General features: G+C 43.0%; 11 protein-coding genes. All 11 read left to right on the top strand.

Translation table 11 applies throughout. From position 1 onward, the window contains the following. Position 1: 1 nt before the first annotated feature. The 11 genes from ACFSX4_RS07180 (at position 2) to ACFSX4_RS07130 (ending at position 13,229) form a co-directional block, all read left to right on the top strand. A complete protein-coding gene (locus ACFSX4_RS07180; protein ID WP_377773001.1) occupies positions 2-238 on the top strand; it encodes a DUF2198 family protein in 237 nt (78 codons plus the stop codon). An 81-nt stretch (positions 239-319) separates the two neighbouring features. Beyond that, on the top strand, positions 320-2,287 hold the full coding sequence (gene uvrB, locus ACFSX4_RS07175) for an excinuclease ABC subunit UvrB (RefSeq protein WP_377772999.1): 1,968 nt from the start codon (positions 320-322) through the stop codon (positions 2,285-2,287). Between the two features lie 5 nt (positions 2,288-2,292). Beyond that, a complete protein-coding gene (uvrA, locus tag ACFSX4_RS07170) occupies positions 2,293-5,142 on the top strand; it encodes an excinuclease ABC subunit UvrA (protein WP_377772997.1) in 2,850 nt (949 codons plus the stop codon). After that, positions 5,135-6,334, top strand: a complete 1,200-nt coding sequence (locus ACFSX4_RS07165; RefSeq protein WP_377772995.1) for a DUF4097 family beta strand repeat-containing protein — start codon at positions 5,135-5,137, stop codon at positions 6,332-6,334. Before uvrA ends, ACFSX4_RS07165 begins: the two co-directional genes overlap by 8 nt. A 109-nt stretch (positions 6,335-6,443) precedes the next feature. Then, entirely contained in the window at positions 6,444-7,382 is a 939-nt protein-coding gene (hprK, locus tag ACFSX4_RS07160) for an HPr(Ser) kinase/phosphatase (RefSeq protein WP_377772993.1), read from the top strand. Further along, a complete protein-coding gene (lgt, locus tag ACFSX4_RS07155; protein WP_377772991.1) occupies positions 7,372-8,250 on the top strand; it encodes a prolipoprotein diacylglyceryl transferase in 879 nt (292 codons plus the stop codon). Before hprK ends, lgt begins: the two co-directional genes overlap by 11 nt. Positions 8,251-8,252: 2 nt before the next feature. Beyond that, complete coding sequence (locus tag ACFSX4_RS07150; protein WP_377772989.1) at positions 8,253-8,741, top strand: acyltransferase; 489 nt, start codon at positions 8,253-8,255, stop codon at positions 8,739-8,741. After that, positions 8,734-10,155: a tetratricopeptide repeat protein gene (locus ACFSX4_RS07145; RefSeq protein ID WP_377772987.1), complete on the top strand. Its 1,422-nt coding sequence runs from the start codon at positions 8,734-8,736 to the stop codon at positions 10,153-10,155. The genes ACFSX4_RS07150 and ACFSX4_RS07145 overlap by 8 nt, the downstream gene beginning before the upstream one ends. 64 nt (positions 10,156-10,219) lie before the next feature. Next, positions 10,220-11,155, top strand: a complete 936-nt coding sequence (gene trxB, locus ACFSX4_RS07140) for a thioredoxin-disulfide reductase (protein ID WP_377772985.1) — start codon at positions 10,220-10,222, stop codon at positions 11,153-11,155. A gap of 164 nt (positions 11,156-11,319) precedes the next feature. Beyond that, positions 11,320-12,657 carry an APC family permease gene (locus ACFSX4_RS07135; RefSeq protein ID WP_377772983.1) on the top strand — a complete coding sequence of 446 codons (1,338 nt, stop codon included), beginning with the start codon at positions 11,320-11,322 and terminating at the stop codon, positions 12,655-12,657. A 23-nt stretch (positions 12,658-12,680) separates the two neighbouring features. Then, positions 12,681-13,229, top strand: a complete 549-nt coding sequence (locus ACFSX4_RS07130) for a GNAT family N-acetyltransferase (protein ID WP_377772981.1) — start codon at positions 12,681-12,683, stop codon at positions 13,227-13,229. The last annotated feature ends 54 nt before the right edge of the window (positions 13,230-13,283 follow it).

Here is a 13,283-nt window from a genome sequence, read left to right as displayed (position 1 = left end):
GATGGATTTGTACTGGTATATGATGGCCATGGTGGTTCCGGCTGTTACAGTGGTTGCTTTTGCCAGATTGACAAGAAATAAGTATGTTGCAGTGATTCTTACATTTATCCTGTTCGGTGTCTCGATATACAGAGGGTTTTATAATACGGAATGGGTTATTTTTTTAGATGCACTGTCACTGGTTCTCGGCTATATGCTGGTTGAGATTTATGAAATTGATAAAGTTAAAGAGGAATAGAGATAACCGAACAAATGTTTGTTATTTCTGTTCTTTTTTTGATAGAATATATTATGTTAATAATTATTGGGAGGCGTGTACATGGCTGAATTTGATTTAGTATCAAAGTTTGAGCCGGCAGGTGATCAACCGAATGCGATTAAAGAGATTGCTTCTCAAATTAATTCGGGGCAGAGACATCAGACACTGCTCGGTGCAACAGGTACAGGTAAAACATTTACGATGAGTCAGGTGATTAAAGAGGTCGGCAGACCGACGTTAATCATTGCACACAATAAGACTCTGGCAGGGCAGTTATACAGTGAGTTTAAGGAGTTCTTTCCAAATAACAGAGTAGAGTATTTTGTCAGTTATTATGATTACTACCAGCCGGAAGCATATGTACCGCATACAGATACATTTATTGAAAAAGATGCTTCGATTAATGATGAAATAGATAAGCTGCGGCACAGTGCGACAAGTGCGCTGTTTGAACGGGATGATGTCATTATTATTGCGTCTGTCAGCTGTATTTACGGTCTCGGTAATCCTGAAGAATACAAGGATATGGTGGTCAGTGTCCGTGTCGGCATGGAAATGGACCGCAATGAATTTTTAAGAAAACTTGTGGATGTACAGTACACAAGAAATGATATTGATTTTAGACGCGGTACTTTCAGAGTCCGCGGGGATATCGTCGAAGTTTTCCCGGCATCCCGCGATGAACAGTGTATCCGGGTTGAATTTTTTGGGGATGAAGTCGACAGAATCCGTGAGATTAACTATCTAACAGGCGAAGTGCTTCATGAAAGAGAACATTTTGCGATTTTCCCGGCATCACACTTCGTAACGCGTGAAGAAAAAATGAAAATAGCGATTGAACGCATTGAAAAAGAACTTGCAGAACGTCTTGAGCATTTAAGAAATGAAAATAAACTGCTCGAGGCACAGAGGCTCGAACAGCGTACGAATTATGACCTCGAAATGATGCGGGAGATGGGTTTCTGCTCCGGCATTGAAAACTATTCTGTTCATTTAACGCTGCGGCCGACTGGGTCGACACCGTACACACTGCTTGATTATTTCAAAGACTTCCTGATTATGATTGATGAGTCCCATGTGACGGTCCCTCAGATCAGAGGAATGTACAACGGTGACCAGGCACGTAAAAGTGTGCTTGTCGAACATGGGTTCAGGCTGCCGAGTGCACTGGATAACAGACCGCTTCAATTTGAAGAGTTTGAAAAGAAAGCGCAGCAGCTGTTATATGTTTCTGCAACCCCGGGGCCGTATGAACTGGAACATACAGAAAAAATGGTCGAACAGATTATCCGACCGACAGGTCTTCTTGATCCGACTATTGATGTCAGACCGACAGAACATCAAATCGATGACCTTCTGGAGGAAATCGTTAAGCGTTCCGAACGGAACGAACGTGTACTGATTACGACCTTAACCAAGAAGATGTCAGAAGATTTAACGACGTATTTAAAAGAAGCAGGTGTGAAAGTACAGTATCTGCATTCGGAGATAAAGACACTGGAACGTATTGAAATCATACGTGAACTTCGTCTCGGCACATATGATGTGCTTGTCGGGATTAATTTATTGAGAGAGGGTATAGATATACCGGAAGTCTCTCTTGTGGCGATTCTTGATGCAGATAAAGAAGGATTTTTACGCTCCAACCGTTCCCTTGTACAGACTATTGGACGTGCAGCGCGTAACAGTGAAGGGCATGTCATTATGTATGCTGACAAAATCACAGATTCGATGTGTTATGCTCTCGATGAAACCCAGCGTAGAAGAGAAATTCAGATGGCATACAATGAGGAACATGGTGTGACACCGGTGACAATTAAAAAAGATATCCGGGATGCCATCAGTGCAGAAGTTGAAGTGAAGCCGGATAAAGACAAGCCGGCAAAGCGCAAAAAACTGACGAAGAAAGAAAGAGAAAAAGTAGTTGCGCAGCTTGAAAAAGATATGAAGGAAGCTGCGAAGAAATTAGATTTCGAAACAGCATCTGAATTAAGAGATGCACTTTTTGAGCTGCAGGCAGAAGGGTGATTTGAGTGAAGAATAAGAACATTAGTATTAAAGGTGCGAGACAGCATAATTTAAAAGGTTTGAATATAGATATCCCGCGTGACAAGCTGGTTGTAATGACGGGTTTGTCAGGGTCCGGAAAATCATCTCTTGCGTTTGATACAATATATGCCGAGGGCCAGAGACGTTATGTGGAGTCACTTAGTGCATATGCAAGACAGTTCCTCGGACAGATGGAAAAGCCCGATGTGGATTCAATCGAAGGACTGTCACCGGCAATTGCCATTGACCAGAAAACAACCAGTAATAACCCGCGGTCGACAGTATCGACGATTACCGAGATTTATGATTACCTGAGGCTCTTGTATGCGAGAGCGGGAACACCGTACTGCCCGAACCATGGTATAGAAATTACTTCACAGACTATCCAGGAAATGGTGGATAAAGTGATGTCTTTAGAAGAGCGTACAAAGATTCAACTATTGTCCCCGATTGTGCACGGCCGTAAGGGTCAGCATGTGAAACTGCTCGAACAGCTTGGGAAAGAAGGCTTTGCGAGAGTAGTGGTTGACGGTGAAATGTATGACATTGAAGAAGTTCCGGAACTGAGTAAAAATAAAAAGCATGATATCGATGTCGTCATTGACAGGCTCGTTGTCAGAGACAATATTGAATCAAGACTCAGTGATTCACTGCAGGTGGCACTGACAAAGGGTGAAGGGAATGTGACGGTCAATATCATTGACGGTGAAGACCTTCATTTTTCGGAACATTATGCGTGTCCTGAATGCGGGTTTACAGTGTCCGAAATGGAGCCGAGACTGTTTTCATTTAACGCACCTTTCGGTGCGTGCAGTGAATGTGACGGCCTCGGCATGAAGATGTCCGTCAGTGAAAAACTTGTCGTGCCGGATGAAACAAAATCTCTTGAAGAGGGTGCAGTTGCGGCCTGGGAGCCGGTCAGCTCGAACTATTATCCGCAGATGCTGAAACAGACATGTGAGTATTTCAATATAGATATGACGGTACCGTTTAAATCATTGAAAAAGAAGGAACGGGATATTATTCTGTACGGTTCAAAGGGCGAGTTGATCACGTATGTCTTTAAACAGGACAACGGTGTGACCCGCCGCCGTGAAGCGCCGTATGAAGGCGTGATGAATAATATTGAACGCAGATATAATGAAAGTCCGTCAGAATATACGCGTGAAGCAATGGCGAAATATATGCGTGAGACCACGTGTCACGCGTGCAGCGGCTACAGACTGAACGAAGAAGCGTTATCTGTGAAGGTGGACGGCCGCCATATTGGTGAAGCGGTGGATCAGGCGGTGAACAATGCGCTTGAATTCTTTGAGCACTTAAACCTGTCCAGACAAAATGAAGTGATTGCGGCACCGATTTTAAAAGAAATTAATGAGCGCCTGACGTTTTTAAGAAATGTTGGTCTCGATTATCTGACATTGAACCGTAAAAGCGGGACATTGTCCGGCGGTGAAGCGCAGCGTATCAGACTTGCGACACAAATCGGTTCCAGACTGAGCGGTGTCCTGTATATTCTTGATGAGCCGTCCATCGGACTGCATCAGAGAGATAATGACCGTCTGATCAGTACGTTAAAAGACATGAGAGAACTCGGCAATACTCTGATTGTTGTGGAACATGATGAGGATACGATGCTTGCGAGTGATTATTTAATCGATATCGGTCCGGGTGCCGGGGAGCACGGCGGCGAAGTGGTTTCTTCAGGGACACCGGAAGAAGTGATGAATGATCCAAACTCCATTACCGGCCAGTATTTAAGCGGAAAGCGCCAAATACCGCTGCCGGAAGAATATCGTAAGCCGGATATGAAGCATGCGATTGAAGTTAAAGGCGCCCGCCAGAACAATCTGAAGGACGTTAATATTAAAGTGCCGATGTCTGTTTTAAATGTTGTGACAGGTGTTTCCGGCTCCGGAAAGAGTACCCTTGTCAATGAAATTATATATAAAGGGATTCATTCAAAGCTGTATAAAACAAAGCAGCTGCCAGGTGAACACGACAGTATCAAAGGTGCAGATCAAATAGAGAAAATCATAGATATCGATCAGTCGCCGATCGGCCGGACACCGAGAAGTAACCCGGCAACATATACAGGAGTGTTCGATGATATCAGAGATGTGTTTGCACAGACGAATGAAGCAAAGGTCCGCGGATACAGTAAAGGACGGTTCAGCTTCAATGTGAAGGGCGGCCGCTGTGAAGCGTGCAGAGGAGACGGTATTATTAAAATAGAAATGCACTTTCTGCCGGATGTCTTTGTACCCTGTGAAGTCTGTGACGGCAAACGGTACAACAGAGAAACACTCGAAGTGACGTATAAAGACAAAAGTATCGCAGATATTTTAGCAATGACGGTGGAAGAAGCATATTATTTCTTTGAAAACCTGCCTAAAATCAAGCGTAAAATAAAAACACTCCTCGATGTCGGACTCGGTTATGTCAGACTCGGTCAGCCGGCAACAACATTGTCCGGCGGTGAAGCACAGCGTGTGAAACTGGCTTCTGAACTGCACCGACGGTCAAACGGGAAGTCTTTATACATTCTTGATGAACCGACTACAGGACTGCACTCAGAAGATATCGCGAAACTGATTACTGTAATTCAAAGGCTCGTGGACAACGGAGATACAGTGATTATTATTGAGCATAATCTGGATGTGATTAAAGTTGCCGACCATGTGATTGATTTAGGACCTGAAGGGGGTGCCGGTGGCGGAACAATTGTCGTCAATGGTACAATTGAAGATATCATGAATGAACCGGCAAGCCACACAGGGTATCATCTTAAAAAATGGTTATCGAGAAACCATGAGGAGGTAAACCATGGATAGTAAAGAACGTATACTGAAGATGCTTGATGAAGGGAAAATATCATCCGAAGAAGCGGTGCGTCTGATTGAAGCGTTAGGCGAAAAAGACAGTGCCGACAACAGAAGCTATGAAGACAAGACAACCGGTACCAAGGAAGAACCTGAAGCAGAGCGCAGTGAAGAGAGCGGAAAGGTCAATGATTTGTTCCAGCAGTTTATGGGCGAAGTCAATAAGTATGTGAATAAAGATAAAGCCGGTGATACCTACCGGGATTTGAACGACAAAGCAAGCAGTGTCTATCGTGATGTTAAAAGCAGATTTGAAGGACAGAAGCAGACATCACAGGCGTTTGATAAATTTGAAAAAGTATTTGATTCTGTTAAAAACTCAAATATTGATTCCATGTTTTCACAGGGGCCGAAAAACAGACTGATTGAAACGATCGATCAGGAGTTTAACAATGTGTCTCTGGATATTACAAACGGCAACATTGTTATTGTGCCGACTGAGCGTGTGACAACAGCGAAGTTTGAAGTGAGCCCGATGTACAGAAAACTGGATAAAAAGAAAAATTACTTTAAAGATATTATCTGTGAAGTGAAAAACGGTGAACTCATTATCGTTTCGGATATAAGAAGTGTCAAAGTAAATGTTGAACTGCAGCTGAATCCGAATGATATCAAACGTCTGATTATTTCCGGATCAAACGGCAATATTTCCATTAAGGACAGAGACTTTAAAGATTTAACCGTAGATATTTTAAACGGGGATGTCACACTCGACAGTGTATCATCGGATCATGCCTTTGTCAGAACGTCCCGCGGGCATATTAACCTGCAGAACGGTTCATACGGCAACCTTGAGATTGTCAGTATGGTGGGGACAGTGAATACAGACAACTTTAATGCGAAAGATGTGACTGTATCGGCAAATGGATCGGTCACTCTCGCACTGACGAAATCCATGGAGTATGTGACAATCAACACGAATATGGGCGGCGTAAACGTCAGCGTTCCGCAGGGGCGTGAACTCGAAGGCCGTCTCAGTACAGTGGTGGGACAGATTAATTATCCGCCGGAAATTGATGTCCGTGCGATGAAGCAGCAGGATTTCGGATTAAAAGAAGTCATGCTTGTCAATGACACAGACGAAAAAGGATTATTCCTTGAAGTCAGCACAAAATTCGGCAGTGTCACATTACACAGAAGATAACATAAGGACCGGCTCTGCCGGTCTTTTTTTATGGACTGTATTTAAGATGATTGCATTTGATGTATGCATTCATTATAGTTGAAGTAATTAGAAGTGTCGGGGTGAAGAAATGCTTTCAGTAAATAATATCGCAAAAAAACTCAATCTTAAAGTGGCTGCAGGTAATAAAGGTCTTGAAAAGCAGATTAAAAATATTGATATTTCAAGGCCGGCTCTGGAAATCGCAGGGTATTTTTCCCACTATTCGTCGGACCGGGTTCAGATTTTAGGTATGACGGAAATCTCATTCTTTGAAAGAATGCTGGTCGATGAAGAGCGTGAGGACCGTTCGAAACGGCTGTGCCGTAAAGAAACACCGTGTATTATTGTGACGCGGGATCTGCACGCACCGCTTGAACTTATAGAAGCATGCAACCAGAATAATATTCCATTGCTGCTGACTGAAACAAATACAACCAATTTCTTCTCCCAGCTGTCAAGCTACCTGGAAAAAGAACTGGCACCGGAAACCAATTTACATGGTGTCCTTGTGGATGTATACGGAATTGGTGTCATGATTACGGGTGAGAGTGGTGTCGGTAAAAGTGAGACAGCGCTTGAGCTGGTAAAAAACGGACACAGACTTGTTGCGGATGATAATGTTGAAATCAAAGAAGTATCGAATAATGTGTTGATGGGATCTGCACCGGAACTCATCCGGAACTTACTTGAGATCCGGGGGCTCGGCATTATTAATGTAATGACGCTGTTCGGCGCCGGATGTATTCTTGAGGAGAAACGTGTCATGTTGAACGTTAATCTTGAACTTTGGGATGCCAATAAAACATATGACAGAATCGGTCTTGAACATAAAATGGTTAAAATACTGAATTCCGAAGTGGAGCAGCGGACCATACCAATCCGTCCGGGGCGGAGTCTCGCAGGAATCATTGAAGTCGCTGCGATGAATTACCGTCTCCAGCATATGGGGTATGATGCGGCACTTGAATTTAACGGCAGACTGAATAACCAGATTCAGAAAAACGGAGGGCTGAATAATGATTTTTAACATTCAGCCGATAGATCCTGTCGCAGTCAGCCTCGGCCCTCTGGATATCAGATGGTACGGTGTGATTATAGCCCTCGGCATGGTCATCGGATATATGCTTGCCAACAGAGAAGCGGTCAAGCGCAACATGCCGGAAGGTATGTTTACGGATTTAATGTTCTACATTATTTTATTTTCTTTAATTGGTGCAAGATTGTACTATGTTGTATTCAACTGGGATTACTACGGAGCGAATCCTGTAAGTATTATTATGGTGAATGAGGGCGGTATGGCGATTCACGGCGGTTTAATCGGCGGATTTTTAGCAGGCCTCATTTACTGTAAAAAGAAAAACCTCAGTTTCTTCCAGGTCGCAGATATAGCGGCACCAAGTATACTGCTCGGACAGGCAGTCGGCCGGTGGGGAAACTTTATTAATCAGGAGGCTCACGGCGGTGAAGTCAGCCGTCAGTTTCTTGAATCTTTAAGACTGCCGGAATTCATTATTAATCAGATGTATATTGATGGTGCCTACTATCACCCGACATTTTTATATGAGTCTGTCTGGAGTATTATCGGTGTGGTGGTCCTCATCCTGATTCGTCCGAAACTGAAAATCGGACAGACGGTACTGTTATATTTAATCTATTATTCTGTGGGGCGTTTCTTTATCGAAGGGATGCGTACAGACAGTCTGATGATTGGTGAAATGCTGCGCGCGGCACAGGTGATTTCGATTATTACGATCGCAGCCGCTGTATTAATCTGGGTGTACCGTTCCATGAAAATGAATCTGCCGCAGTACGGCAGTGTCAACTATGTATATGGTCGTGTGAATAAAAAGAAGCCTGTAAAACACGTGAGTAACAAACGCAGGAAGAAGAAATAATGATGAGAAAATTGATTAAATACAAGGTGCAGGGTTTGAATCCGCTGTGGAATTTATATCAGACAGTCTCCCCTTTTAAAGTTGCTAAAAATTTTCTTGTCATTGAAACCGGGCGTTTCTGTCCGTCAACACGGCTTAAATACAAACTGTATAAAAAATTTCTCGGGATGGATCTTTCAGATCATGTTTCATTTGCCTATAAGGCAATGCCGGATTTAATGTATCCGGAGTATATTCATATTGGCAACAACAGTATTATCGGTTATAATACGGTAATATTGACGCATGAATATTTAGTGGATGAATACCGTATCGGTGATGTGTACATTGGTGAAAACACAATGATTGGTGCCAATGTTACGATACTGCCCGGCGTATCAATCGGCAGCAATGTGACGGTCGGTGCAGGGAGTGTCGTGTCGAAGGATATTCCGGATGATACGTTATGTTATGGTAATCCGCTTGTTATGAGGAGTAAATCGAATGTCTGACAGAAAAGTTGTTCCATTTCAACAAAGTGGTTCATTTTACTTTAATCAAGGACTAAAAAAAGTCGAACAAAATAATAAAAAAGAGGCGCTGAAGCATTTTAAAAAAGCTTTTGAGACAGACAACAGTAATTTAAGCTATCTGTCTCAATATGTGTATCTTCTTGCGGATAACGGGCGTCATGCTGAAGCTGAACATATATTGATTAATCATTTCATTCAGCATCATTACGATGCTGAATTTTATTATATTTTGAGTCAGCTGTATATCATTATGAATGATCCGAACAAGGCATTCCTATTTGGTATGGAGTATGTCAAACATTATCCGGAAGATGATTATCAGGATGAACTTGAGCGTTTATTTGACGTGGCTGTTGAAGATGAGAATGAAGTGGAAAGTGAAGCGGAACGCTTTGTCGGACACCATATCTTCCAGCACTTATTTATGAATGCAAGAATCGAAGAAGCACTTGATTTCTTATCTGCAATGCCTGTTGAGATTCAGGAGGAGCGGGAATTCAGAAATTTAAAAGCGATGGCCTATTTATTCTTAAATCAATTTGATGAAGCGGGAGAATTACTTGAGCAGCTTTTAAAAGAGAATAAGACGGATATGCATGCACTGAGCCATATGACACTTCTCTATTACCACACTGGTGAAGAGGAGAAGTATCAGAGATATTTAAAGAAGCTTGAAGTGGTGCAGCCGCTTGATGATGATGACCGTTTTAAAGTAGGACTCGTACTCAGCTTCCTGAGAAAATATGACCGGGCATATGAACTGTTAATGCCGCTCTATAAAAATCAGCAGTTTGTCAGTTTCCAGCTGCTGCATGCGTTAAGCCATGCGAGCTTTTATACTGGAAAACCGGAAGAATCAAAATTATTCTGGGAGAGAATGCAGCAGTTCCACAGAGTCGATGTCCAGCACAGTCCATGGGTGAAAAATGATGCGATGGTTGAAATTGAGCGGCTGGAACATCAGTTTTTAGATAGTGATGATACACATGAACGCCTTCTCGGATTATATAAAATTCACAGAGTCGAGCCGAAAGAGGCGATACTCGGACATAATATCTGGACGCGGATTGAAGGGATGGAAGATTACGAAAAATTATATGTGACCTTTTTATTCCAGGGGCTGAAACTCGTACGTCTCGGCAGAATGCATGCAGGACTTGAGGCGCTGACTGAGAGCGGCTACAATTCTGATGAGGATCTGCTGCAGTGGATTGATACATTTCACGATATATATGAACGCATTGGTGATTTTGAAGATACCGGCGCACTTGTTGCTGCTAATTTGTATTTATTCCAAAAGGGACGGAAGTTTACAAAGTCCGGTTTGTGCCGGGAATTTGAAGTGACAAACTATAAGCTGAATAAGGCAATCGGCATGATTGAGCAGAATTAATGTAAAAAAAGTAATGAAAATATATAATGTGAAGACATGAAAATTAATACTAAGGAGTTTAACAATGACTGAAGAAACAATATATGACGTAGTAATTATTGGCGCAGGACCGGCCGGAATGACTGCTGCTGTTTATGCATCACGTGCCAACTTAAAGACAGTGATGCTTGAACGCGGTGTGCCGGGCGGACAGATGGCGAATACAGAAGAAGTTGAGAATTTCCCCGGCTTTGATTTTGTGACCGGACCGGAATTGTCATCCAAAATGTTTGAACATGCACAGAAATTCGGTGCAGAATACAAGTATGCGGATATTAAATCCATCGAAGTAGAAGACGGTATTAAAGTATTAAAGACCGGTTCTGAAGATATTAAAACGAAAGCAATCATTATCGCGACCGGTGCAGAATATAAAAAAATCGGCGTGCCGGGTGAAGAAGCACTCGGCGGACGCGGTGTCAGCTACTGTGCAGTATGTGACGGTGCGTTCTTTAAAGAGCGTGAACTTGTAGTCATCGGCGGTGGTGACTCTGCGGTTGAAGAAGGTGTCTTCCTGACAAAATTCGCATCCAAAGTGACCATTGTCCACAGAAGAGATGAGCTTCGTGCGCAGAAAATCCTTCAGGACAGAGCATTTAAAAATGACAAGATTAACTTTATCTGGGATACAGAGCTTCAGTCCATTAATGGTGAAAATAAAGTAGAAGGCGTGACACTGCTTGATAAAAAAACAGGCGATGCGTATGACTTTAATGCCGATGGTGTCTTTGTATACATCGGTATGAAGCCTTTGACTAAGCCGTTTGAAGATCTGGGTATCTTAAATGAACTTGGTTATGTTGAAGCCAATGAAGAAATGGAAACAAAAATTCCGGGGATTTTTGCTGCAGGTGATGTGCGCAATAAAACACTCCGTCAGATCGTTACAGCAACAGGAGACGGCAGTATCGCAGCACAGAATGCACAACATTACCTTGAGCGCCTGGAAGACGAAGAATAAATGATATAACCCGGTCCGGGGCACCTGAATGGTGTCCCGGATTTTTTGTATCCGCATAAACGGTAATCGATATTTAAATAAAATGATTGACACGGAACAGTGCAGAGCATATACTCATCATTAATCCTATTTAAAAGGTATGAATTAGAAAGGTGAGTGATGAGATGGAAGAAAATAAGTTGAAACGTGTGCTTGGTTTTTGGGATGTACTGGTGATTGCGGCCGGGCAGGTTATTGGTGCCGGCGTCATGTCACTGACCGGTATTGCGATTATGATGACGGGGAGCGGTGTGACACCGGCATTTATTATTTCGTCACTGTTGACAGTGGTTACAATTCTGCCAATCGCAATATTAGGTGCATCCATGCCGTCTACAGGCGGTCTGTACCGTTATACAAGCAGACTGTTATCTGCCAAGACAGGCATGTTCTGGCTCCCAATGTTTTTACTCGCTCAAGTGACACTTGCGATTTATGCGATATCATTTGCGGAATACATACAGGGTATCGTTCCGGGAGTTCCGATTATGCCGGTCGCATTTCTGCTCCTTACCGCCTTGTTTATCGTTAATCTGCTCGGGGTGAAATTATCGGCGCAGGTTAATAAAGTCATGGTCATACTATTAATCGCAGCACTGTTAATGTTTATTTTTTACGGTATGCCGAATGTCGACTTTACTGTATTTAACGCAGCACAGATGGCGCCGGACGGACTTGCAGGTTTCTTTACTGCTGTCGGATTGGTATCATTCGCAACCGGCGGTGCCCAGGTGATTGCAGAACTCGGCGGGGAGATGAAAAATCCGAAGCATGACATTCCGCTTGTGATGATTGTCGCAACAGTCGGTGTCGGTATCATTTATGCATTTGTTGCAACAATTGCGGTGGGTGTACTGCCGATTGCAGAAGTGGCCGGCCAGCCGCTGACAGCTGTAGCAAATGAAATTCTTCCGCAGCCCTTGTTTGTATTCTTTATCGTGTGCGGTGCGATGTTTGCTCTGGCAACAACTTTGAATTCCACATTCACCTGGATTACAAAGAGCTTCTATGCAGCAGCAGAAGACGGACTGCTTCCGAAAAAACTCGCAACGGTCAATCAAAAGTACGGCACACCGCACTATCTGCTTATTATTTTTTACCTTGTCGGTGCAGTTCCGATATTGACAGGTGTATCACTGACAGTCGTTGCACAGCTTGGTACAGGGTTATCTTTATTTATATTCATGTTTCCTGTCCTTGCTCTAGTCAGACTGCCGGCAAAGGAACCGGAACTATATGCCCGTTCGCCATTTAAACTTTCGCAGACAAAGCTGAATATTATTGCAGGTACTGCGCTCGTGGTTCTCGGTTACCAAACGTATTTGTTGATATCTGATCTCGAGACGGTTTATATTATAGGAACGCTTATTTATATACTGCTCTCTGCACTGTTTGCACAGGTGTATTCAGCTGTTAAAGATAAAAGAGAGATAAAAAGTATAGAAGTAGGAAATGAATTTTAAGAACATCAGAACGGAGTGGCAGAATGTCAGAAGATATTATCAGAGTGGCGACACTTGAAGACGCAGAAGAATTTTTAAAATTAATGAAAACAGCATTTAAACCGCTTAAGGATCTCGGAATTGAGTGGCCGTCAGTCAATGTTGAACTGGAAGATGTACAGAAAAATATTTCAGAGTCTACAGCATATGTTCTGGAAAAGAACGGTGAGATTGTATCCACCATTACCATCAGATTCCCGTGGGATGACGAAATTTCTGTATCAGGTTATCCTTTTGTATGGTGGTTTGCGACTAAGTCGGAGTACAAAGGGCAGGGCCTCGGCGATAAGCTTTTGACTTATGTTGAAGAAACGGTGCTGAGAGATACATTGAAGGCTCCGGCAGTCACACTTGGAACATCACTAAAATTCCATCCTTGGCTGAAAGATATTTATGAACGGCGGGGATATGAAATTTATGTCACTAAAGAAAAAGACTACGGTGATGTTGATGGGTTGATGCGGAAAATACTGATTCCGGAACGATTTAATGAAGAAGTTCTCGGTATGCCGGTATTTGATGAAGAAGAATAAAAATTATTGAAGAAAGCATGCATGGTTGAGGTGTTGATACACACTCAATGGTGT

The organism is Corticicoccus populi, from assembly GCF_042686195.1.
In the GTDB taxonomy this organism is placed as follows: Bacteria; Bacillota; Bacilli; order Staphylococcales; family Salinicoccaceae; genus Corticicoccus; species Corticicoccus populi.
This window is presented reverse-complemented; position numbering and strand designations above follow the sequence as displayed.

Bases quoted from the DNA above. Each gene is read 5' to 3' on its own strand.
- hprK (WP_377772993.1), top strand. From the start codon at position 6,444: ATGCTTTCAGTAAATAATATCGCAAAAAAACTCAATCTTAAAGTGGCT.
- trxB (WP_377772985.1), top strand. From the start codon at position 10,220: ATGACTGAAGAAACAATATATGACGTAGTAATTATTGGCGCAGGACCG.
- ACFSX4_RS07180 (WP_377773001.1), top strand. From the start codon at position 2: ATGGATTTGTACTGGTATATGATGGCCATGGTGGTTCCGGCTGTTACA.
- lgt (WP_377772991.1), top strand. From the start codon at position 7,372: ATGATTTTTAACATTCAGCCGATAGATCCTGTCGCAGTCAGCCTCGGC.
- ACFSX4_RS07150 (WP_377772989.1), top strand. From the start codon at position 8,253: ATGAGAAAATTGATTAAATACAAGGTGCAGGGTTTGAATCCGCTGTGG.
- ACFSX4_RS07165 (WP_377772995.1), top strand. From the start codon at position 5,135: ATGGATAGTAAAGAACGTATACTGAAGATGCTTGATGAAGGGAAAATA.
- ACFSX4_RS07130 (WP_377772981.1), top strand. From the start codon at position 12,681: ATGTCAGAAGATATTATCAGAGTGGCGACACTTGAAGACGCAGAAGAA.
- ACFSX4_RS07135 (WP_377772983.1), top strand. From the start codon at position 11,320: ATGGAAGAAAATAAGTTGAAACGTGTGCTTGGTTTTTGGGATGTACTG.
- ACFSX4_RS07145 (WP_377772987.1), top strand. From the start codon at position 8,734: ATGTCTGACAGAAAAGTTGTTCCATTTCAACAAAGTGGTTCATTTTAC.
- uvrB (WP_377772999.1), top strand. From the start codon at position 320: ATGGCTGAATTTGATTTAGTATCAAAGTTTGAGCCGGCAGGTGATCAA.